This is a genomic window from Burkholderia sp. BCC1640 (assembly GCF_902833125.1).
Classification (GTDB): Bacteria; Pseudomonadota; Gammaproteobacteria; order Burkholderiales; family Burkholderiaceae; genus Burkholderia; species Burkholderia diffusa.
This window is the reverse complement of sequence record NZ_CADFEF010000010.1, coordinates 183,922-205,235: the sequence shown is the minus strand read 5'-3', so window position 1 is coordinate 205,235 and position 21,314 is coordinate 183,922. Positions and strand designations below refer to the sequence as shown.

18 protein-coding genes are annotated in these 21,314 nt (G+C 68.0%); 8 read left to right on the top strand and 10 right to left on the bottom strand.

Going from position 1 to position 21,314, the window contains the following annotated elements; genetic code table 11:
• Positions 1-72 precede the first annotated feature (72 nt).
• On the top strand, positions 73-696 hold the full coding sequence (locus HWX25_RS13875) for an isochorismatase family cysteine hydrolase (protein WP_175908848.1): 624 nt from the start codon (positions 73-75) through the stop codon (positions 694-696).
• Between the two features lie 58 nt (positions 697-754).
• Here the strand turns inward: HWX25_RS13875 and HWX25_RS13870 are convergent, their stop codons facing one another.
• Positions 755-1,486: a ribonuclease T2 gene (locus tag HWX25_RS13870; protein WP_059692096.1), complete on the bottom strand. Its 732-nt coding sequence runs from the start codon at positions 1,484-1,486 to the stop codon at positions 755-757.
• Between the two features lie 303 nt (positions 1,487-1,789).
• Positions 1,790-3,193 (bottom strand): DUF308 domain-containing protein, encoded by a 1,404-nt coding sequence (locus HWX25_RS13865; protein WP_175908847.1) that lies wholly within the window; start codon positions 3,191-3,193, stop codon positions 1,790-1,792.
• 282 nt (positions 3,194-3,475) lie between these two features.
• On the opposite strand from HWX25_RS13865, the gene HWX25_RS13860 reads away from it, so the two are divergent.
• The gene (locus tag HWX25_RS13860; protein WP_175908846.1) at positions 3,476-4,033 is read left to right on the top strand and encodes a helix-turn-helix transcriptional regulator; all 558 of its coding nucleotides are present in this window, start codon (positions 3,476-3,478) and stop codon (positions 4,031-4,033) included.
• An 85-nt stretch (positions 4,034-4,118) separates the two neighbouring features.
• Positions 4,119-4,700, top strand: coding sequence for an HD domain-containing protein (locus HWX25_RS13855; RefSeq protein WP_175908845.1), 582 nt, complete (start codon positions 4,119-4,121; stop codon positions 4,698-4,700).
• A gap of 35 nt (positions 4,701-4,735) precedes the next feature.
• On the opposite strand, the gene HWX25_RS13850 is transcribed toward HWX25_RS13855, so the two are convergent.
• Positions 4,736-6,274, bottom strand: a complete 1,539-nt coding sequence (locus tag HWX25_RS13850) for an MFS transporter (RefSeq protein WP_175908844.1) — start codon at positions 6,272-6,274, stop codon at positions 4,736-4,738.
• 177 nt (positions 6,275-6,451) lie between these two features.
• Here HWX25_RS13850 and HWX25_RS13845 point away from each other — a divergent pair, with 177 nt between their 5' ends.
• A complete protein-coding gene (locus tag HWX25_RS13845) occupies positions 6,452-7,357 on the top strand; it encodes a LysR family transcriptional regulator (RefSeq protein ID WP_059526999.1) in 906 nt (301 codons plus the stop codon).
• Between the two features lie 72 nt (positions 7,358-7,429).
• Here HWX25_RS13845 and HWX25_RS13840 read toward each other — a convergent pair whose 3' ends face one another.
• From HWX25_RS13840 to HWX25_RS13815, 6 genes are all read right to left on the bottom strand, one after another.
• Positions 7,430-8,569: an enoyl-CoA hydratase/isomerase family protein gene (locus HWX25_RS13840; RefSeq protein ID WP_175908843.1), complete on the bottom strand. Its 1,140-nt coding sequence runs from the start codon at positions 8,567-8,569 to the stop codon at positions 7,430-7,432.
• On the bottom strand, positions 8,566-9,357 hold the full coding sequence (locus HWX25_RS13835) for an enoyl-CoA hydratase (protein ID WP_175908842.1): 792 nt from the start codon (positions 9,355-9,357) through the stop codon (positions 8,566-8,568). The genes HWX25_RS13840 and HWX25_RS13835 overlap by 4 nt, the downstream gene beginning before the upstream one ends.
• Positions 9,354-10,256, bottom strand: a complete 903-nt coding sequence (gene mmsB / locus HWX25_RS13830) for a 3-hydroxyisobutyrate dehydrogenase (RefSeq protein ID WP_059527008.1) — start codon at positions 10,254-10,256, stop codon at positions 9,354-9,356. The genes HWX25_RS13835 and mmsB overlap by 4 nt, the downstream gene beginning before the upstream one ends.
• 18 nt (positions 10,257-10,274) lie before the next feature.
• Positions 10,275-11,804, bottom strand: a complete 1,530-nt coding sequence (locus HWX25_RS13825; protein ID WP_175908841.1) for a CoA-acylating methylmalonate-semialdehyde dehydrogenase — start codon at positions 11,802-11,804, stop codon at positions 10,275-10,277.
• Between the two features lie 109 nt (positions 11,805-11,913).
• Positions 11,914-13,620: an AMP-binding protein gene (locus HWX25_RS13820; protein ID WP_175908840.1), complete on the bottom strand. Its 1,707-nt coding sequence runs from the start codon at positions 13,618-13,620 to the stop codon at positions 11,914-11,916.
• A gap of 189 nt (positions 13,621-13,809) precedes the next feature.
• Positions 13,810-14,943, bottom strand: coding sequence for an acyl-CoA dehydrogenase family protein (locus tag HWX25_RS13815; RefSeq protein ID WP_175908839.1), 1,134 nt, complete (start codon positions 14,941-14,943; stop codon positions 13,810-13,812).
• 137 nt (positions 14,944-15,080) lie between these two features.
• On the opposite strand from HWX25_RS13815, the gene HWX25_RS13810 reads away from it, so the two are divergent.
• The 3 genes from HWX25_RS13810 (at position 15,081) to HWX25_RS13800 (ending at position 18,581) form a co-directional block, all read left to right on the top strand.
• On the top strand, positions 15,081-16,115 hold the full coding sequence (locus HWX25_RS13810) for an AraC family transcriptional regulator (RefSeq protein WP_059692086.1): 1,035 nt from the start codon (positions 15,081-15,083) through the stop codon (positions 16,113-16,115).
• A 121-nt stretch (positions 16,116-16,236) separates the two neighbouring features.
• Entirely contained in the window at positions 16,237-17,811 is a 1,575-nt protein-coding gene (locus HWX25_RS13805) for a nodulation protein NfeD (protein WP_175908838.1), read from the top strand.
• Complete coding sequence (locus HWX25_RS13800) at positions 17,808-18,581, top strand: slipin family protein (RefSeq protein WP_175908837.1); 774 nt, start codon at positions 17,808-17,810, stop codon at positions 18,579-18,581. Before HWX25_RS13805 ends, HWX25_RS13800 begins: the two co-directional genes overlap by 4 nt.
• 81 nt (positions 18,582-18,662) lie before the next feature.
• Here HWX25_RS13800 and HWX25_RS13795 read toward each other — a convergent pair whose 3' ends face one another.
• Entirely contained in the window at positions 18,663-19,940 is a 1,278-nt protein-coding gene (locus HWX25_RS13795) for a haloacid dehalogenase-like hydrolase (protein ID WP_059527026.1), read from the bottom strand.
• A 433-nt stretch (positions 19,941-20,373) separates the two neighbouring features.
• Between HWX25_RS13795 and HWX25_RS13790 the strand changes: the two genes are divergently transcribed.
• The gene (locus HWX25_RS13790) at positions 20,374-21,270 is read left to right on the top strand and encodes a M24 family metallopeptidase (protein ID WP_175908836.1); all 897 of its coding nucleotides are present in this window, start codon (positions 20,374-20,376) and stop codon (positions 21,268-21,270) included.
• The last annotated feature ends 44 nt before the right edge of the window (positions 21,271-21,314 follow it).

The following is a 21,314-nucleotide window of genomic DNA, read 5'->3' as shown; positions in this document are numbered from 1 at the left end:
AAATGGTTGACGACGTATAACGAGCGATCGATTTTCTGAGACACCGAAATGACTCATGGGAGAGCATCAGTCATGCAACCGGAACACGCTTCAGATCTCGCAGCGACTCGTCAAGCAGGCACCCACGCGCAGATTCCCCCGATCGTGCCCGCGCAAACCGCACTGATCGTCATGCACTACCAGACCGACATCCTCGGTCTCTTTCCATCGGTCGCCCCCACCCTGCTCGCCAACACGCGCAAGCTGTGCGATGCAGCCCGGGCGGGCGGCGTCCATGTCTGTTTCGCGAATCTCCACTTCAGCCCCGGCTATCCGGAGGTCAGTCCACGCAACAAGAACGGCCAAGGAATCAAGCAACTCGGCCTGTTCATCGACGACGGCCTGTGCCCGGAACTCGGACGGCTGGACAACGAGCCGCTGACCATCGCACATCGCGCGAGCGTGTTCTTTCGCACCGACTTGCAGGCACGGCTCGTCGCGCAGGGCATCGACACGCTGATCCTCGTCGGGATCGCGTCGACCGGCGTCGTGCTGTCGTCGGTTGCGCACGCAAGCGATGCGGATTTCCGGCTGTATACGGTGAAGGACTGCTGCTACGACCCGGATGAAGTCGTGCACGAGCACCTGTTCGCGACAGCGTTCGAGACGCGCACGACGGTGTTGTCGCTCGCGGATGCACTCCGACTGCTCGCATAGACGCGCACCACGCCGGCCGGAACGCATCCGACCGGCGCACCCGACGCAACTTCGCGCGTTACTTCGCGATATACACGCCCGACGTCGGGCAAGTCCCCTGCGTATTCCCGTCAGTCACGAGCGACGCGGCGCTCGGAAACTGGGTAGTCGCATTCGTCTTGACCGCGATCCACGCTTCCGTGAAATAGCTGACGCCGTTCGTCTTCGTACACTTCAGCGACACCGCGCTGCGCGTATTGCTGCCGAACGCGCCTTCGAACGCGGACAACAGCTGATTGCGTGTCACGGTCTTACCCGCGTTCGCCTGCAGGAACGCGTTGAACGACGTGTTGCCGAGCCGGCTGATCATGCCGGCCGCCTCGTTCCAGTATGCGTCCGGCGACGCCGAATTCGAGCAGGTGCCGTGCTTGAACCATTCGTGCTTGTCGAGGCACGACGCCACGCCCGGCATGTAGGTCGACAGCGTGTTGCGGGTCGCGGTGCTGACCGGATACGCATCCATGCTGCACCACTGGTGCGCGTTGTCGAGATCGACGTCGCTCTGCGGCACGCCGCAGTAGAACGGCTGATTGCCGTCATATCTGTTCGGCCACAGGCCATGCAGCGACAGGCTCGTCGCCGCATACGTGCCGGCAAGGTTCGTACATTCCGGCGTGTCGTGCGACGCGCAGAAGCCGGGCTCCCACGAAGCCGCGAGCAACAGGTAGTCGTAGCTGGTCTGCGCGACAGCGTGCAGCGAGGCGGATGCGACGGCGAGTGCGGCCGCGGCGCGGGCGAGCGTCTTGAGCATCGCGTTTCCTCGGAAAAGGCTTGCGGTCGCGGGATGCGCCGCAAGATTGTCGAATGTCTGCCCGCGATTGTTGCCTGCGCAACGTTGCATCAATATGAAGGTGGACGAAGGAATTCGTAGCGCAACGCCGAACCTCTTGTTTCCTGCAACGGATCCTCCCCACGATGACGGCCACGCGGCCGGGCAAGCCATACCGCGTCGAGATCGGAAACGGGCGAAGCCATGTGCTCACCGACGACACCCCCGCGCTCACGACCCGCTGCCGAGCGGCGTGCACGCACGCGCGAGACAGGCGCCACGCGATTATTTCACCGACGCGGCTTCCGATCCACCCGGCGACAGTGCCGCACTGTCCTGCTCGCGCCACGCGCGGCGCGACGCCATGATCGCCTTCACGGCCGAGCGCGCGACCTTCCACCACGCGAACGGCCGCGGATCGGCGAGCATGCTGAGCGCGCGTGCATAGTCGAGCGTGAGGCCGGGCGTCCAGGCCATCGTCACCGCACGCTTGCGGATCTGCGCGGCGACCCACAGCTCGGGCGTGAGCAGCAGCCGGATGAATGCGCCCCACCCGGCCCGCGTGCCCCTGAGCCGCCACACCGCGCCGTCGAGCGCCGCTTCGAGCGCGTTCGACACGGTGCTCGAGCAGTTGCGGTGCGTGAGGTTGTACGTGACGGTCTGCCGATACGACGACCAGAATGCGGCCAGCTTCGCCGGATCGTAATTGCGGATCCGCACGCGCACGGTCGACGGACACCACGCTTTCGACTCGGTCGCATAGTCGGGCTGAAACAGGCCCGGCACGTCGTTCTCGCGCGTCGCACGCAGGATCCGCGTGAATTCATCCGGAGAACGATCGATCTCGACGGCCGGATAGAGGCTGATGTAGATGCCCTCGGGCGACTCCAGCGCCGCATGACCCGTGGAGATCACGCCGTTGACGTCCACCGCCGCGATGTAGCGGTCGATCACCGGATAGCGCTGGGCTTCGGCCTTCGACGTGCCGGTCGGCGTCCACACGTGCACGGTCAGCGCGTGCTCGTGGTCGGCCGGCGGGCCGTCCCATTCGGCTTGCGTGAAGCGCGGGATGTCGGGCGCCGCGTCGATGTCCGGCACGATCGACGGCGCCGGCGACGTCACGAACGCGGGGTTGCGCGTCAGCCGCCGCACGCGCGCGGCAAGGCTCAGCATGTGCATCCCGCCGAACATCAGCAGCAGGCCGAGGCAGTACGGCACGGTGCCCACATAATGGGTCGGATACGGCTGATAGAAGAAGACCGCGAGCAGGATCTCGACGACGCCCCACGCGAATGCGACGTTCCAGCGCCGATAACGCACCATCCACGCGGACGTGCACTGCAGCAGCCCGTCGACGAGGAACAGCGTGCCGAAGATCATCGACAACAGGAAGTGGCCGTGATGATGGCCCGCGAACACGAGCCCGGCAGCCACCACGACCGCGATGCCCTTCACGTAGCGCAGGATGCGCTGCCCGCCGACGCCGCTGCCGGCCACCGCGAGCGTCGCGAGCCCCTCGATCAGGAACAGCCACGCGAACAGTTCGATCGGAAAATGCAGCGCACCATCGAGCGCGTCGACGAAGATGCCGACGCCCGCGACGACCCACAGCCAGCCCAGCACGGTCAGCCCGCGCCAGCGCGTTCGCAGATATTCGATGCCCAGCAGCAGCAAGACCAGTCGTACCATGGCGCCCTCGTATGTATTTTCGGGATACGCGCTGGCACGCATCTCCTGTCATGCCGACCGCCGCATCATGCCTCGACATGCACAATGGCAGCCGGCGCGCTCCGCTTTCGCCGAATAATAAGATATGGAGGAGCTGGTTGAAAGCCTGGCGAAAACAATTCCGGCGAGTCAGAGCGCCCGACGTCACGCTCTTCGTGATCCAGGCACCCTTGGAATAACGGCCGATTCATCCATTTCGCAACGCGGCGCCAGCACGGCCCGCATCCCGAACGGAACACGAACATGCCCGCCTCACCGCTTCACACCCCGCCGCTCGGCCCGCAACTCAAGCGTTGGCGCACGCTGCATCGCATGAAGCAGAGCCACGCGGCCGAGTTGTTCGGCGTCGCGCAATCGACGATTTCGCGCTGGGAAGCCGGCATCCAGCAGATGTCGCCCGACGAGCGCGCGATGGCCGAGCGGCTGCTTGCCGCGCGTCTCGATTCGGCCGGCGACCACGCGCTCGCCCGGCTTATCGCGAGCAGCACGGTCCGTATGCATCTAGTGTGCGACCTTACGCATCGTCTACTCGCGTGCTCGCCGTCGCGCGCGGCCGAGTTTTCGCGGCCGCTGCCGATGCTGCTCGGCACATCGCTGTGGCGCTACGCGACGCCGGAAATCGTCCGCATGGAAGCCGCGCTCGACCCGTTCGGCTGGCACGATCGCGCGGGGCCGCCGAGCGTCGAGTTCGCGACCGGCGCCAATGCGTCGCGCATCGTGCCGATCCGCGGCAGCACCTGCCGATGGACGCGGATGACGCTGTCGGACGGCTCCGCCGCGCGGCTCGTCGAAACGCTGTAGCAAGCGCGGCACGCATATTTCATGCGTGGACGCATCGCGTCCGCGCGACGTACGCTTGAAGGCTCGATTCAAGCACTTCACTGCCATGAACCTCGACACGATCCACGCGCGGCTCGATTTCCTGCGCGAAGCCGAACGCCTGAAAGACGTGCTGCGCAGCGGCCATACGTCGACCGGGCGCGCCGAAAGCACGGCCGAACACAGCTGGCGGCTGTGCCTGATGGCGCTCGTGTTCGCCGATGCGCTGCCGGACGTCGACACGACAAAGCTGCTGAAGCTGTGCGTCGTCCACGATCTCGGCGAAGCGCTGCACGGCGACATCCCCGCGATCGAGCAGGCCGCGCATCCGGACAAGAGCACGCATGAACGCGACGACCTGCTGACGCTGACGGCCGGGCTCGATCGCGCGCTGCGCGACGAGATCGTCGCACTGTGGGACGAATACGAGGCGGCGGCCTCATCGGAAGCGCGCGCCGCGAAGGCACTCGACAAGCTCGAAACGATCCTCCAGCACAACCAAGGTAGCAATCCGCCGGATTTCGACTACGCGTTCAACCTCGGCTACGGCCGGCGCTACACCGACGCGGCGCCGCTATTCGGTGCGATCCGCGCGATCGTCGACGCGGACACGCAACGCCGGATCGACGCTCGCGGCGACGGCGCGTAAGCGCGCGGAACCGGCCGCGCGCGACACTGCGCGCATCATTCGCACACCGCCGCCCTGCGCCTTGCCGGCGCGAACGCCACCGCGCTCGCGGTCGCGAGCACGGCCACGCCGGCCGCCCCGTACACCATCACCCAGCCGAACCCGTGCACGAGCGCCGCGTGCAGCGCCGTGCCGGTCGGGTCGGCCTTTGCGAGCGCCGGCGCGATCGCCTGCAGCCCGTCGGTGCGGCCCGACGCGATCTGCTGCGCCAGCATGCGCAGCGTTCCCGCATCGACCGCCCCCGCGACGCCCGCCTTCAGGCTCGCGACGATCCCCGCGACCAGCACGAAGCCCATCGCCGCGATGTTCAGCGCGAGCGAGATCATCCGCGCGCTCATGTCGATGCCCGACGCCATCCCGGCCCGCGAACTCGGCACCGCGCCCGTCGTCGTGTTCGTGACGGGCGTATTGGTGAGCCCGAGCCCGATGCCGGCGATCACGCAGCCTGGCAGCATCGTGAGCCAGCTGGCATGCTCGATGCCGCTGCCGATCCGCATCAGCGCGAACCCGGCCGCGATCGTGAACAGGCCGCCCGGAATCACGACACCGGGCCCGTAGCGCAGCGCGAGCCGCTCACCGACCGGCGGCGCGACGAGCGTCGGCAGCGTGTACGCGAGCAGCGCGAGGCCGGCCGTCACGCTGTCGTAGCCGAGCGCGACCTGGAACCAGATCGGCAGGTAGATCATGAATGGCCAGAAACTGAAGTTCATCCCCATCGAGCCGAAGATCGCACCGGTGAACGCGCGAATCCGGAACACGGAGAAGTCGAACATCGGCCGCGCGCTTATGCGCTCCGCGATGAAGAAGCCGGCCAGCGCGAGCACGGTCGCGCCGAGCACGCCGAGCCCGGCCGCGCTCGTGAGCCCCAGCTCCGCGCTCTGCGTGATATAGAACGCGAGACCGAGCACGGCCAGCGACAGCGTGACGATGCCCGCGACGTCGAGCGTGCCCGCATGCGGATCGCGCGACTCCTGCACCGCGCCGCCGATCAGCACGAGCGCGACGGCCGCGAGCGGCGCATGCACGAGGAACACCCACGGCCAGCTCGCCAGCGCGACGATCGCGCCGCCGACGATCGGCCCGAAGCCGAGACCGATCCCGAACACGATCCCCCAGATTCCGAACGCGCGACCGCGCTCGCGCCCTTCGCGGAACTGGTGCGACAGCACCGCAATCTGGCAGATCAGCATCGCGCCGCCGCTCGCGCCCTGCAGCAGCCGGCCCGCGACGAGCACCGGCACGTTCGGCGCGAGCCCGCACAGCAACGACGTCGCGCCGAACAGCACGGTGCCGATCACGTACACGCGCTTGCGGCCGAACCGGTCGGCGAGCGTGCCGGCCGCCATCAGCACCGTCGTGCACGCGATCGTGTACGCGTTCATGATCCACTGCATGCCGTTGAAGTCGCCGTGCAGCACGTGTTCGAGCGTCGGCAGGATCACCGGCACGCTCGAGATCTCGAGGCCGAACATCAGCGACGTGAGACAGACGGCCGCGAGCGCGACCGCATTCCTGCGGGAGTCGGATAGCGTCATGCGTATTGCGCGACGGCCCGCGACAGGCCGCGCGCCTCCAGATAAGAAAGATGCGCCGCGTGCGGCCGGCAACGCACGCTGAACGGGAATCGGTACTATAGTGAGAATTTCCCTCCCCATTGACGCGACCGTTTCTCCAGACTGGGGAATCACAGGACGCAATCAACCCATCCTGCCATGACGGACAGACTCGACGGCGTCACGACCTTCGTCCAGGTCGTGGAATCCGGCAGCTTCGCGCTCGCCGCGGAACGGCTCGACATGACGCGCTCGGCGGTCGGCAAGGCGATCGCGCGGCTCGAGAAGCGGCTCGGCGCGCGGCTGCTGCAGCGCACGACCCGCAGCCAGAGCCTGACGGACGACGGCCAGGCGTACTACGACCGCTGCGTGCGCGCGCTGGCGGAGCTGGAAGCGGCCGAAGCCGATCTCGATAGCGGCCGCAACGAAGCGCGCGGCAAGCTGCGGCTGAGCGTGCCGCTCGCATTCGGGCATCACTGCGTGACGCCGATCGTGCTCGACCTCGCGCGCACCTATCCGCATCTGCGGATCGACGTGTCGATCACGGACCGTTTCGTCGATCTGATCGAGGAAGGGATCGACCTCGCGGTGCGGATCGGCACGCTCGCGGACAGCACGAGCCTCGCGGTGCGGCGGCTCGGCACGCAATACGGCAGTCTCGGCGCGGCGCCGTCGTATCTCGCGCGCTACGGGATACCGCAATCGCTCGACGACCTCAGGCACCACCGGACGATCGCGTATTCACGTTCGGGCGTCGTGCAGCCGTGGGACCTGCGCGCGCCGGACGGCTCGACGGTGCGCATCGACATGCCGCACCAGCTCAGTTTCGACGACGTGCAGGCGATCGCAGCGGCAGGCGCCTCGGGGTTCGGAATCGCGTGGCTGCCGAGCTGGCTGCTCGATCATTACGTGAAGCGCGGCGAGATGGTTGTCGTGCTCGATCGCTGCTTCGTGTGCGAAGGCGACATCCACGCGATCTGGCCGAAAACGCGCTACCTGCCGCGCAAGACGCGCTGCGTGATCGACGCGCTCGTGCAGGCTGTGCCGCCGATGATCGAGCGCTGAGCGCGAAAGCGCGGAAAGAAAAACGGGGTGAAGCCGACGCGCCGCACGGGCGCGTCGGCACATCGCGTCACTTCACGCCGCGCCGAGATCGGCGAGCGGATGCGCGAACAGTTTCCACGGCGACGTCAGGAAATGCCGCACGCGCTCGGCACGCAGCTCGACGAGCGACGCCGGCGCCCAGCGCGGCTTGCGATCCTTGTCGACGAGATGCGCGCGCACGCCTTCGCAGAAGTCGCCCTCCTCGATCGCGCGCGCCACGATGCCGAGCTCCATCCGGAACGACTCGGCCAGCGTCATCTGACGGCCACGCAGCAGCGCTTCGCGCGTCACGCACAGCATCGTCGGCGAATGGCCGGTGAGTGCGTCGAGCGTCGCCTGCAGCCATTGACGGTGTTCGCGCGCCAGCTCGTCGCGTTCAAGATCCTGCTTCAGCGTCGCGACGATCCGTTCGACTGTCGAGCGCTTGTCGAAGTGACGAACGATCCACGCCATCTGGCTGTCGAGCGCCGAATGCGGCACGACGTTGCACGGCGGCTCGAACACCTTGCGCAGCGCCGGCAGCACGTCGCCGTCCCACTTGACGCTCTCGATGCGCGTCTCGAACGTATCGAGCCACGACGACGGCACGCACAGGTCCGCGAGCTTCGCGGTCAGCGCATCGGCGCCCGACAGCATTGCGCCCGTCAACCCCACGTACAGTTCGAGTTCGACCGGCATGCGCGACAGGAAATGCGTCGCGCCGACGTCGGGCACGAGGCCGATGCGCGTCTCCGGCATCGCGATCTTGCTGCGCTCGGTCGCGACGCGCAGCGCCGCGCCTTGCGCAAGGCCCATTCCGCCGCCCATCGTCACGCCGTCCATCAGCGCGACGATCGGCTTCGGGAACGTGTGGATCGCATGATCGAGCCGGTACTCGTCGACGAAGAACGGCAGCCAGGTCTCGCGCTGCGCGACCATCCGGTGCAGCGCGCGCACGTCGCCGCCCGCGCAGAAACCCTTCTCGCCCGCGCCGCGCAGCACGACCGCGACGATCTGGTCGTCGGTGCGGCAGCGTTCGAGACGCGCGGCCAGCTCGCCGATCATCGGATAGGACAACGCATTGAGCGCGGCCGGCCGGTTCAGCGTGATGAGCGCCACGCGGTTCACCACGCGGAACAGTACCTCCGGCGCGGGTTGCGCGAAACTGCCATGAGTCGTGACCGGCGTGCTCATCGTTGCGGCTCTCCATCGGTATGCCATTGCGGCGCGCGCTTGCCGAGAAACGCGGCCACGCCTTCGCGCGGATCGTTCGTGTCGAACAGGTCGACGAAGCGTTCGCGCTCGACCGCGAGCGCCGCGCCGCGCGGCACGCCGCGACGCGCGAGGCCGATCAGTTCCTTGCTGTATGCAACCGCGTGCGGGCTCTGCCGCGCGACGTTGCGCGCGAGCGCCAGCGCCGCATCGCGCGCCGCGCCGCTTTCGACCACGTCCTCGACGAGGCCGATCCTGAGCGCCGTTGCCGCGTCGACGCGCGTGCCGGCCAGGATGATCTTCTTCGCCCAACCTTCGCCGACGAGCCAGGGCAGCGTCTGCGTGCCGAGCCCGCACGGCAGCAGGCCGACCGACGGTTCGGGCAGCGCCATCTGCGCGTGTGTCTCGGCGATCCGCAGGTCGCACGCGAGCGCGCATTCGAGGCCGCCGCCCATCGCGTAGCCGTTGATCGCCGCGATCGTCACGACGCGCGCGTCATGCAGCGTCTCGAACGCCGCGCCGAAGCGCGCGGCCATCGCGCGTGCGACCGCGCGGTCGCCGTCGGCGAACGTGTTGAGATCGGCGCCCGCGCTGAAGAACTTCGGGCCGTCGCCGGTGATCACCAACGCGCGCACGCGCGGGTTCGCGTTCAATTCGGCGACGGTGTCCTGCAGTTGCCGCAGCCCGTCGGCGGTAAAGGCGTTCGCGGGCGGACGCTTGAGCGTCGCGCACGCGATCGCGCCGTCGTCGACGTAGTCCAGTTCGATCATGAGGCGTCCTTCTTCGTAGCCGGTTGGTACAGGCGGATCACCGCCGAGAAATCGAGTTGCCCGTCGCCGCGGCTGCTCATCGTCTGGTAAAGCTGCTGCGCGAGCGCGCCGAGATAGACGGGCTGGCGCGCCTGCTTCGCGGCGTCGTTCGCGAGGCCGAGATCCTTCAGCATCAGGTCGGTGCCGAAGCCGCCGCTGTAGCCGCGCGACGACGGCGCGGTGTCGATCACGCCCGGATACGGGTTGTAGGTGTCCGAGCTCCAGCAGCGGCCCGTCGACGTGTTGACGATGCCCGCCAGCACCTTCGGGTCGATGCCGAGCGCGACGCCGAGCGACATCGCCTCCGACACGGCCGCCATCGAGATGCCGAGCACGAGGTTGTTGCAGACCTTCGCGACCTGCCCCATGCCCGTCGCGCCGCAATGGACGATGTTCTTGCCCATGCCGGCGAGCACGGGCTTCACGCGCTCGAAATCGGCATCGCTACCGCCGACCATGAAGGTCAGAGTGCCGGCCGCCGCGCCGCCGGTGCCGCCCGACACGGGCGCATCGACGAACGCGCCGCCGTGCTCGCGCACGAGCGCGCCGAACGCCTGCGCGCTCGCCGGGTCGATCGTGCTCGAATCGATCACGGTCGCGCCGGCGCCGAGGCCGGCCAGCACGCCGTTCTCGCCGGCGAGCACCGAGCGCACGTGCGGCGCGGCCGGTAGCATCGTGATCACGAACGCCGCGCCCGATGCCGCATCGCGCGGCGACGCGGCCACCTGCGCGCCGGCGTCCTGCAGCGCACGCAATGCGTCGGCGCTCAGGTCGAACGCGTGCACTTCATGGCCGGCCTTCAGCAGGTTCAGCGCCATCGGCGCACCCATGTGACCCAGCCCGATAAATCCGATCTTCATGTTCGTGTCCTCCCCGGCTCAATGCAGCCGGATCGTCGTGTTCACGGGGCCGGCCGTCGTGTCGTCGTCGAACCAGCGCGCGGTGACCGTCTTCGTCTGCGTATAGAACTGCACGACCTGCTTGCCGTACGGGCCGAGATCGCCGAGCTTCGAGCCGCGCGAGCCGGTGAAGCTGAAGAACGGCACGGGCACCGGAATCGGAATGTTGATGCCGACCTGGCCGACGTCGATCTCGCTCTGGAACTTGCGCGCGGCCGCGCCGCTCTGCGTGAAGATGCCCACGCCGTTGCCCATCGGGTTCGCATTGACGAGCGCGATCGCTTCGTCGAGCGTGTCGACTTCCATCACGACCAGCACCGGCCCGAAGATTTCATGCGTGTAGACCGTCATGTCGGTCTTCACGCCGGAGAAGATCGTCGGCCCGATGAAGTTGCCTTCCTCGAAGCCGGCGACCTTCACGTCGCGGCCGTCGAGTTCGAGCTTCGCGCCTTCCTTGATGCCCGTGTCGATCAGCGACAGGATGCGCGCCTTCGCGCCGCGCGATACCACCGGGCCGACGTCGGTGCCCGCTTCCGAGCCCGCATTGACCTTCAGCAGCTTCGCCTTCGCGACGATGTCCGGCAGCCAGTCGCGCGCGTTGCCGACGAGCACGGCGACGGAGGTCGCCATGCAGCGCTGGCCGGCCGCGCCGAAGCCGGCGCCGACCAGCGCGTTGATCGCCTGCTCTCGGTTCGCGTCGGGCAGCAGGATCGCGTGGTTCTTCGCGCCCATCATCGACTGCACGCGCTTGCCGTGCTGGCTGCCGAGGTTGTACACGTGCGTACCGACGGCCGTCGAGCCGACGAACGAGATCGCCTTCACGAGCGGATGCGTGCAGATCGCGTCGACCACTTCCTTGCCGCCGTGCACGACGTTCAGCACGCCCTTCGGCACACCGGCCTCGATCGCGAGTTCGACGAGCTCCATCGTCGACATCGGATCCTGCTCCGATGGCTTCAGCACGAACGTGTTGCCGCACACGATCGCCATCGGGAACATCCACAGCGGAATCATCGCGGGGAAGTTGAACGGCGTGATGCCGGCGCACACGCCGAGCGGCTGGCGCAGCGTGTAGGTGTCGACGCCGCCCGCGACGTTCTCCGCGAATTCGCCGAGCTGCAGCGTGCCGACCGAGCACGCGTGCTCGACCACTTCGAGGCCGCGGAAGATGTCGCCTTCGGCGTCGGGCAGCGTCTTGCCCTGCTCGGCCGTCAGCGTCTTCGCGATGCGCTGCAGGTTCGCGCGCACGAGATCCTGGAACTTCAGCATGATGCGCATGCGCGCGGAAACCGGCGTGTTCTTCCACGTCGCATACGCGGCGTGCGCGGCCTGCACGGCCGCGTCGACTTCCGCGACGGTCGCGAACGGCACGCGCGCGAGGACCTGCTGCGTCGCCGGATTGACGATGTCGCGCCACTCGCTCGTGGTGGACTCGACGAAGGCGCCGTCGATCAGCAGCTTGACCGTCGGCACGTCTTGCCCCGTGCGGGGCGTCGGATTCGCGTTCATCGATGCACTCTCCTTGCAGTGGGCCGTGTAGCGTCATGCCACGCGCGGCCGGTTCAATCGGTGTTGCGGGCGACGGCCGCGACATGCGGCGCGCATGGCCCGCGACAGGTCATTTCAGTTCCGCGGCGAAATCTTCTTCCCAGTATTCGCCGGGCATCCGCGTGGCCGCATCGTCGCCGCGCTCGATCTCGCGGCGGCGCAGCTCGACGCGGCGAATCTTCCCCGAGATGGTCTTCGGCAGCTCCGCGAACTGCAGGCGGCGGATGCGCTTGTACGGCGCGAGCTTCTCGCGCGAGAAGCGGAAAATCTCCAGCGCGAGCGCGGGGCTTTCCTCGTAGCCCTGGCGCAGCGTGATGAAGGTTTTCGGCACCGACAGCCGCACCGGGTCCGGGCTCGGCACGACGGCCGCTTCCGCGATCGCCGGATGCTCGATCAGCACGCTTTCCAGTTCGAACGGGCTCAGCCGGTAGTCGGACGACTTGAACACGTCGTCCGCGCGGCCGATGTAGACGTAGTAGCCGTCGTCGCCGCGCATCGCGATGTCCGACGTGCGGTAATGGCCATCGCGCATCGCGTGGGCGGTCGCGTCGGGATTGTTCGCATAGCCGGTCATCAGCCCGACCGGACGCATCACGCCCGCACCGATCGGCAGCGCGACCTCACCTTCGCTGACGGGCGCGCCGTCCGGGTCGAGCAGCGCGATCCGGTAACCGGGCAGCGGGCGGCCCATCGAACCGGCGACGACCGGCTGGCCTGGTGTGTTGCCGATCAGGCAGGTCGTCTCGGTCTGGCCGTAGCCGTCGCGAATCGTGATGCCCCACGCCTTCTTCACGCGCTCGATGATCTCGGGATTCAGCGGCTCGCCCGCGCCGACGATCTCGCGCAGCTTCACGTCGAACGACGCGAGCGGCTGCTGCACGAGCATGCGCCACACGGTCGGCGGCGCGCATAGCGTGGTCACCTGGTATTTGACGAGCGCGTCGAGCACCACCTTCGGCTCGAAGCGCGCGTAGTTGAACGCGAACACGCACGCCTGCGCGTTCCACGGCGCGAAGAAGCAGCTCCACGCATGCTTCGCCCAGCCCGGCGAGCTGATGTTCCAGTGGATGTCGCCCGGCTGCAGGCCGACCCAGTACATCGTCGACAGGTGCCCGACGGGATAGGTGCGGTGCGTATGCTCGACGAGCTTCGGCTTCGACGTCGTGCCCGACGTGAAGTACAGCAGCATCGGATCGTTCGCATGCGTGACGGCGTCCGGCTCGAATGCGGCGCTCGCCGCGTAGCCGTCGTTCATCGCGAGCCAGCCCGCGCGCGGCGCGCCGGCGACGATTTTCTGCTCGAGGCCGAGATCGGCCTGTTCGAATTTCGCGGTTTCGCTCTCGTCGACGATCGCGTATTTCGCGCCGCCGATCTGCACGCGATCGCGCACGTCGTCGGCCGACAGCTGCGTGGTCGCGGGCAGCACGATCGCGCCGAGCTTCATCGCGGCGAGCATCGCGTCCCACAGCTCGACACGGTTCGGCAGCATCAGCAGGATCCGGTCGCCGCGCACGACGCCGATGCCGCGCAGCCAGTTCGCGATCCGCGACGAGCGCTCGGACATCTGCGCGAACGAATACGGGTCGCCCGTGCCGGTTGCCGCGTCGACGATCCACAGCGCGGGCTTGTCGTTGCCGCGCGCCATCGGGTCGAAGTAGTCGAGCGCCCAGTTGAACGCATCGAGCACCGGCCATTCGAAATCGCGGTACGCGGTTTCGTAGTCGGTGCGATGACGCAGCAGAAAGTCGCGTGCGTCCAGGAATGCCTGTACCGTCATCGTGTCGTCTCCGTCTCGAGTCTCCATGCCCAGCGGTCAACCGTGCACGCGCCGCGGCGCATGCACGGTTCCGTGTCGCGCGGCGCACGGTCACGTCGTTGCGTGCCGCGTTTGCCGCGCTGCCTTCGTGCCCTGCCTGCCTTATTTGTTTGTGTGATTGCCGGTGCGGCGCGCGTCGCGATTCAGGACTCAAAGCTGTCGCGCGATCACCATCCGCTGCACTTCGCTGGTGCCCTCGTAAATCTGCGTGATGCGCGCGTCGCGATAGTGACGCTCGACTTCGTAATCGGCGAGATAGCCGTAACCGCCGTGAATCTGGATCGCATCCGAACACACGCGCTCGGCCATTTCGGACGCGAACAGCTTCGCCTGCGATGCTTCGGACAGGCACGGAAGCCCGGCTGTGCGCAGCTTCGCCGCGTGATGCACGAGCAGGCGCGCCGCGTTGATCTGCGTGGCCATGTCGGCGAGCTTCTGCTGGATCGCCTGATGCTCGGCGATCGGCTTGCCGAACTGCACGCGCTCGCCCGCATAGCGGCGCGCCTTGTCGAACGCGGCGCGCGCGATGCCGAGCGCCTGCGCGGCGATGCCGATGCGCCCGCCTTCCAGGTTCGACAGCGCGATCTTCAATCCTTCGCCGCGATTGCCGAGCAGGTTTTCTTCCGGAATCGCGCAGTTCTCGAACGTGATCGGGCAGGTGTCGGATGCGCGGATGCCCATCTTCTTTTCCGGCTTGCCGACGATGAAGCCCGGCGTGTCGGTCGGCACCAGGAACGCGGAAATGCCGCGCTTGCCGGCTTCCGGGTCGGTCATGGCAAAAACGATCGCGACCCCGGCACGCTGGCCGTTGGTCACGAACTGCTTCGCGCCGTTCAGCACCCACTTGCCGTCGCGCAGTTCCGCGCGCGTGCGCAGGTTGTTGGCCTCGGAGCCGGCCTGCGGCTCGGTCAGGCAGAACGCGCCGATGATGCGGCCTGCCGCCATCTCGGCCAGCCAGCGATCCTTCTGCGCGGGCGTACCGAAGCCGAGGATCGGCCCGCAGCCGACGGAGTTGTGCACGCTCATCATCGTCGCGCATGCGGCGTCGCCGGCGGCGATTTCCTCCATCGCCAGCGCGTAGGCGACGTAATCCGTATACGCGCCGCCCAGCTCCTGCGGCACGATCATCCCGAGCAGGCCGAGTTCGCCGAGCTGCGCGACGACGGCGTCGGGCAGGTGCGCGTCGTGGTCCCACTGCGCGGCGTTCGGTGCCAGCACCTCGGTGGCAAAAGCGCGCGCGGCGTCGCGGATCATCCGCTGGTCTTCGGTGTAAAGCTCGTCCATGGCGCTGCTGTCTCCCGCGGCCGCGTGCCGCGACCGACCTTTCGTTTCGATGCAACAAGTGTAGGCAAGCGCGCGCGACTGTTCGATGCTCGCGGCGCTCATTTACACTGAGCGTTTTTGCCATACCGGCGGCTTCGATGAAGCAGGAAGACAAGGGAACCGTTGCGATCAGCCTCGTCGCCTACAGCGTCGCGCTCGCCACCCGGCGCGGCGTCGCGGCCGAGCCGCTGCTCGCGCAGGCCGGCATCGCGCCCGCGCTGCTCGCGCAGCCGCGTGCGCGGGTGTCCGCGCAGCAATACGGCGCGCTGTGGAACGCCATTGCGCGCGCGCTCGACGACGAGTTTTTCGGGCAGGATCGCCATCCGATGCGCAGCGGCAGCTTCATCGCGATGAGCCAGGCGGCGCTGTCCGCGCAGGACGGGCTGCACGCGATGGCGCGCGCGGTGAATTTCATGCACTGCGTGCTCGACGACCTGCACGCGGAGCTCGACGCCAACCCGCAGCGCGTGCGGCTGCGTTTCGTGCACCGCAACAGCACCGCGACGCCCGCGATGTTCACGTACGCGACCTATTTCATCATCGTGTACGGGCTGACCTGCTGGCTGATCGGGCGGCGCATCCCGCTGCTGCACGCGAGCTTCCGCTGCGACACGCCGCCGGCCGACCACGAATATCCGTCGATGCTGTGCGACGACATGCGGTTCAACCAGCCCGATTCGTATGTCGATTTCGATCCCGAATTCGCGACGCTGCCGGTCGTGCAGAACGCCAGGACGCTGAAAACGTTTCTGCGCAACGCGCCGGCCAGCTTCATCGTCAAGTACCGCAACCCGAACGCGCTCGCGCAACGCGTGCGCACCGTGCTGCGCGGCATGCCGCCCGCCGCGTGGCCCGGCGCCGACGGGATGGCCGCGCGACTGCACGTCGCCGAGGCGACGCTGCGCCGCAAGCTGCACCAGGAAGGCCATGCGTACCAGGCGATCAAGGACACGCTGCGGCGCGACCTCGCGTTCGAGGCGCTGGCCGATCCGTCGCGGACCATCGCCGACGTCGCGGCGGCCACCGGTTTCGCGGAACCGAGCGCGTTCTACCGCGCGTTTCGCAAATGGAGCGGGCGCAGCCCGGCCGAATATCGGGAAGAAGCGCTCGCGCGCGGCGGCGGCGCCGGCTGAATCCGCGGCCTGCCGCGTCGCCTTCGCGCTTTCCGCCGAAACCGCCTAATCTTCAAATATCGGGCCAACGCCCTTTCCGCGAGCCGGACGGCGTGCGGCCGCGCGCCGCCCGGACGCCCCGATGCGCATTCACCGTCATGGGCCGTCGCCGGCACCTGCATCGCCCGGCGCCCGCCCCCGTCACCCGCTGTCCGCGCGGGTCGCGCGCGCCGCGCTGTTCGCGGCGCTGCTCGTCGTGTGCGCGGCCGTTGCCGCCCCATCTCCCGCCGCCGCACCCGCGGCCGCGCCGCCGGTGTTCGTGATTCCGGTCAACGGCGCGATCGGGCCGGCCAGCGCCGACTTCATCGTCCGCTCGCTCGAGCGCGCGGCGCGCGAGCACGCGCCGCTCGCGATCCTGCAACTCGATACGCCGGGCGGCCTCGACACGTCGATGCGGCAGATCATCAAGGCAATCCTCGGCTCGCCCGTGCCGGTCGCCGCGTTCGTCGCGCCGGGCGGCGCACGGGCCGCAAGCGCGGGCACCTATATCGTCTATGCGAGCCACATCGCCGCGATGGCGCCCGGCACCAATCTCGGCGCGGCGTCGCCGGTGCAGTTCGGCATCGGCGGTGGCGCGCCGGGCGCGCCAGGGACCCCGGGCGCGCCCCGATCGTCGCCGTCCGGCGCATCGGGTGCGACCGGTGCATCCGGCGCATCCGCGACGCCGGCCGAGTTGCCGAACGATACGCAGTCGACCGAGATCCGCAAGGCGACCCAGGACGCCGCCGCGTACATCCGCGGCCTCGCGCAGTTGCGCGGACGCAATGCCGGATGGGCCGAGCGCGCGGTGCGCGAGGCCTTGAGCCTGTCGGCGACCGAGGCGCGCGCGCAGCATGTCGTCGACCTGATCGCGCAGGACCCGGCCGATCTCGCGCGCCAGCTCGACGGCCGCACCGTGACGACGACCGCCGGCACGGTGCACGTCGCGACCGCGCATGCGCCGCTCGTCGTGCTCGCGCCCGACTGGCGAAGCCGCTTCCTGTCGATCATCGCCGATCCGAACGTCGCGCTGATCCTGCTGACGATCGGCATCTACGGTCTGTTCTTCGAATTCGCGAATCCCGGCTTCGTGCTGCCGGGCGTCGCCGGCACCATCTGCCTGCTGATCGGGCTGTTCGCGATGCAATTGCTGCCGATCAGCTATGCGGGCCTCGGGCTCGTGCTGCTCGGTCTCGGCTGCCTCGTCGCCGAGGCGTTCCTGCCGACCTTCGGCGTGCTCGGGTTTGGCGGAATCGTGTCGTTCACGATCGGCGCATTGATGCTGATCGATACCGACGTGCCCGGCTACGGCATTCCGTGGCAGGTGATCGCGGGCCTCGCGGTCGGCGGCGGGCTGCTTGTCGCCGGCGTATCGAGCGTCGCGCTGCGCGCGCGGCGGCGGCCGGTCGTGACGGGCGCCGAGGCGATAGTCGGCAGCATCGGCGAAGTGCTCGACGACGGCCTGCGCGCCGACCAGCCGCAGGACGCGGCCGGCCCCGCCCCGTCGGCGGCGGGCTGGGCGCGCGTGCACGGCGAGCGCTGGCGCGTCGCGAGCAGCACGCCGCTGGCCGCCGGCTGCCGCGTGCGCGTCACCGGCCGCCACGGGCTGACGCTCACCGTCGCGCCGCTCTACGACGTGCCGGCACACGAACAACAACACCAGGGAGCACCGTCATGATGGGCTACACGTTCGGCTTCAGCGGCGTCCTGATCGTCTTCGTCGTGGTGCTGGTCGCATCGTCGATCCGCATCTTCCGCGAGTACGAACGCGGCGTCGTGTTCATGCTCGGCCGGTTCTGGAAGGTGAAGGGGCCGGGGCTCGTGCTGATCATCCCGATCGTCCAGCAGGTCGTGCGGATCGACCTGCGCACCGTCGTGTTCGACGTGCCCGCGCAGGACGTGATCACGCGCGACAACGTGTCGGTGAAGGTCAATGCGGTCGTGTATTTCCGCGTCGTCGATCCGGAGAAGGCCGTGATCCAGGTCGCGCGTTTCTTCGATGCGACGAGCCAGCTCGCGCAGACGACGCTGCGCGCGGTGCTCGGCAAGCACGAGCTCGACGCGTTGCTCGCCGAGCGCGAGCAGTTGAATGCCGACATCCAGAAGACGCTCGATGCGCAGACCGATGCGTGGGGAATCAAGGTGTCGACGGTCGAGATCAAGCACGTGGACCTGAACGAAACGATGATCCGGGCGATCGCGCGGCAGGCCGAGGCCGAACGCGAACGGCGCGCGAAGGTGATTCACGCGGAAGGCGAATTGCAGGCGTCGGAGAAGCTGCTGCAGGCGGCGCAGCGGCTTGCGCAGCAGCCGCAGGCGATGCAGCTGCGCTATCTGCAGACGCTGACGACGATCGCGGCGGACAAGAATTCGACGATCGTGTTTCCGCTGCCGGTGGATCTGCTGAGCGCGTTGATGGAGCGGCTGGGCCCGCCGCGCGAGCGTTGAGACGCGCGTGTGGCGGCCCGCACGACGCCGCGGCCGATGCCGACGGGCGCAGGGCCGCGGCGGCCCGGCGCCCGGCCCGCGTCAGGCCAGCAGCTTGCGGTCGGTCTTGCCGTACTTGATCGACTTCTCGTCCGGGATCATCAGGCCCGTGTGCTCGTCGCGGCCCTGCAGCAGGAAGCGGGCGTCCGGGTTGCCGATCTGTTCGGCCGCGAGCTTGCTGTCCGCGCCGATCTCGCCCTTCTTCATCCGGTTGACGATCACGCCGGCCGCGGTGTCCTTGAAGTCGCGCAACATCCACGCGTCGCCGTCGCTGTCGCCGAACACCAGCAGCGGGCCGTAGCCCTTCTTCGACGCGAGCACGTTGCGGATGCCCACCGTCTTGCCGGGCCCCCAGTTGAAATGCCAGCCGGCCGGATAAGTGCTCGTGTACTTGCCGTCCTGCATGTCGAGCCGCAGGCCGATCACGTTCTCGGGCGGCACGCCGTAGCCATAGTTCGGATTGCCGGCGAATACGCGCACGACATCGTCGAGCGACGCGGTGCTCACGTACACGTCGATGCCGTTCGCACGCAGCGTGTGCATCACCGCGCGGATTTCCTCGTGAATGCGGATGCCGTGGAAATGCGTGTCGGCCACCACGCCGGCCTTGCCCGGCAGCGTTTTCGGGCTTTCGTAGCGGACCTTGCGCAGCGCGTCGCCGATACCGTAGTTGTTCGACGCTTCCGCCATCGCCTGCAGCTCGGCGGTCGTCATGTTCTTGTAGAAATAGATGATCCACTTGTAGCCGACTTCGAGCGGATGCGTGTCGCAGATCGCGTCGTACATGAAGTACAGCTTCGCGCGAAAATCCTTGAACTGGTCGGTCTCGCGAATCTCGTCGAGGCTCTTGTCGCCGCCGAGGCCCTTGTAGTTCGCATGGAGCCAGCGGTAGTCGGACTCGACGTCGGCGGCGAGATCCTCCATCGTCACCGGCTTGCCGTCGACGGTCGTGTAGTCCTTCATGAACGCGCCCTTCGGCACGTCCTTCCACATCACGCCGACGAACTCGTCCGGCGTCAGCTTGTACTGCAGATGGTTGATCTGGTACATCAGCAACGCCTCTTCGCAGTCGTTCATGATGCACGTGTTGTCCCAGTCGAACACCGCGTACGGGCGGCGCTTTCCGTCGTAGCGCGCGCTCGCGACGCCGTGCCGGTCGAGCACCGCCTGCAGGCGCGCGGCGTTGAACGGCGACCACCGGCCCGGGTCCAGCGCGTCCGGCGCGGTCGCGCTCTTCGCGCCGGCCATGCCGGCCTTGAGCATCAGCGGCGTCGCAGCGGTCGCAGCGGCAAGGGTGTTCATGAACTTGCGGCGTTGCATGGTCTCTCTCCGTGGAATTGTCGAATCGGCTTGGGTCGCTGCCCCGCGCAACGCGCGGCACACCCGCTCCGCGAAGCCGGAAAGGCTTCGAATCGGGGGCGAATGATGTGACGAAATTATTTCGGCAATTTGACAGCGTCTCGCCACGACACGACGGGGAATTGATCCGGCGCGACATACCGGGCCGGCGCCGCCACCGCGCACGCGCTCCGGCCGGCCCTCCCGCACCGGCCACGTGCACGGCGACGGCCATCCGGCCCCGACCGCCGGAAACCTAGAGCGTCCCCTCCATTTCGGCCTTCATTAGGAGAAGCCCTCACCTCCGCGCCACGTCGAACCGGCTATGATCTTTACATCGATCAATGACACATTAAATGCTGACTGAATAATTCGCCCGCGTCGCCGAACGCAGGCCGATACATGGAGACGCAACATGCCCGATCATCCGCTGCCGGAAGTCCATCTCGACGAGCTGCCGCAATTCCGCGCGGTCCAGCAGCTTGCCTATCGCTGCGTCGAGACCGTCGGCGCGATGCTCTACCCCGGCATCACCGAGAAGGAGGCCGCGCGCCTGCTGACCGAATGGCTGCAGGACAACGGCGTGCACGACTGGCTGCACAAGCCGTTCGCGTGGTTCGGCGACCGCACCGCGTTCGAAGGCTTCTCGGGCCTGAAGCACATGGGCGGCTTCAACCTCGCGTTCTTCCCGAGCAACCGCCAGCTCGAGACCGACATGCCCGTGATCCTCGACGTCGCGCCCGTGCTCGACGGGATCGTCGCGGACGTCGGCTACGCGCACTGTCTCGGCCAGAACCCGATCCTCGAACAGCTGCAGGACGACCTGATGGACCATCGCGACATGATCGTGCGGCTGGTGAAGGAGCGTCGCCCGATGGCCGAGGTCGCACAGGCGGTCGACGCGCTGTGCCGCCGCCAGGGCGTCGAGCCGCGCCACAAGGCCTATCCGTTCAAGGTGCTCGCGCATCGCGTCGCGAAGATCCACAAACTGTCGACACCGCGCTTCGTCGCGCGCTTCGGGCTGAACGCGACGCGCAACCTGCTGCTCGACCAGGGCCGCGCGGCGACGCAGCAGGGCTGGTCGCCGCTGTGGTCGATCGACCGCCGCTCCGAACACGCGCCGGTGCCGGGCCTGTGGGCCGTGGAGCCGCATCTCGGCTTCGCCGGCGTCGGCGCGAAATTCGAGGAACTGCTGGTGATCACCGACGACGACGCGTACTGGCTTGACGACGACCTGCCGCACGTGCGCCGCTGGCAGCGCCGCCAGGCCGAACGCGCGCAGGCCGTCGCGAGCGTGCCGGCGGCCGCCTGACACGAACGCCGCCTTCCACCGAATCCCTGAACGACGGACTCACG

Coding starts and splice junctions, on each gene's coding strand:
- HWX25_RS13855 (WP_175908845.1), top strand. CDS start 4,119: ATGAACCTCGACACGATCCACGCGCGGCTCGATTTCCTGCGCGAAGCC.
- HWX25_RS13825 (WP_175908841.1), bottom strand. CDS start 11,804: ATGAACGCGAATCCGACGCCCCGCACGGGGCAAGACGTGCCGACGGTC.
- HWX25_RS13805 (WP_175908838.1), top strand. CDS start 16,237: ATGCGCATTCACCGTCATGGGCCGTCGCCGGCACCTGCATCGCCCGGC.
- HWX25_RS13800 (WP_175908837.1), top strand. CDS start 17,808: ATGATGGGCTACACGTTCGGCTTCAGCGGCGTCCTGATCGTCTTCGTC.
- HWX25_RS13790 (WP_175908836.1), top strand. CDS start 20,374: ATGCCCGATCATCCGCTGCCGGAAGTCCATCTCGACGAGCTGCCGCAA.
- HWX25_RS13820 (WP_175908840.1), bottom strand. CDS start 13,620: ATGACGGTACAGGCATTCCTGGACGCACGCGACTTTCTGCTGCGTCAT.
- HWX25_RS13875 (WP_175908848.1), top strand. CDS start 73: ATGCAACCGGAACACGCTTCAGATCTCGCAGCGACTCGTCAAGCAGGC.
- HWX25_RS13870 (WP_059692096.1), bottom strand. CDS start 1,486: ATGCTCAAGACGCTCGCCCGCGCCGCGGCCGCACTCGCCGTCGCATCC.
- HWX25_RS13860 (WP_175908846.1), top strand. CDS start 3,476: ATGCCCGCCTCACCGCTTCACACCCCGCCGCTCGGCCCGCAACTCAAG.
- HWX25_RS13795 (WP_059527026.1), bottom strand. CDS start 19,940: ATGCAACGCCGCAAGTTCATGAACACCCTTGCCGCTGCGACCGCTGCG.
- HWX25_RS13865 (WP_175908847.1), bottom strand. CDS start 3,193: ATGGTACGACTGGTCTTGCTGCTGCTGGGCATCGAATATCTGCGAACG.
- HWX25_RS13845 (WP_059526999.1), top strand. CDS start 6,452: ATGACGGACAGACTCGACGGCGTCACGACCTTCGTCCAGGTCGTGGAA.
- HWX25_RS13835 (WP_175908842.1), bottom strand. CDS start 9,357: ATGATCGAACTGGACTACGTCGACGACGGCGCGATCGCGTGCGCGACG.
- HWX25_RS13815 (WP_175908839.1), bottom strand. CDS start 14,943: ATGGACGAGCTTTACACCGAAGACCAGCGGATGATCCGCGACGCCGCG.
- HWX25_RS13810 (WP_059692086.1), top strand. CDS start 15,081: ATGAAGCAGGAAGACAAGGGAACCGTTGCGATCAGCCTCGTCGCCTAC.
- HWX25_RS13850 (WP_175908844.1), bottom strand. CDS start 6,274: ATGACGCTATCCGACTCCCGCAGGAATGCGGTCGCGCTCGCGGCCGTC.
- HWX25_RS13840 (WP_175908843.1), bottom strand. CDS start 8,569: ATGAGCACGCCGGTCACGACTCATGGCAGTTTCGCGCAACCCGCGCCG.
- mmsB (WP_059527008.1), bottom strand. CDS start 10,256: ATGAAGATCGGATTTATCGGGCTGGGTCACATGGGTGCGCCGATGGCG.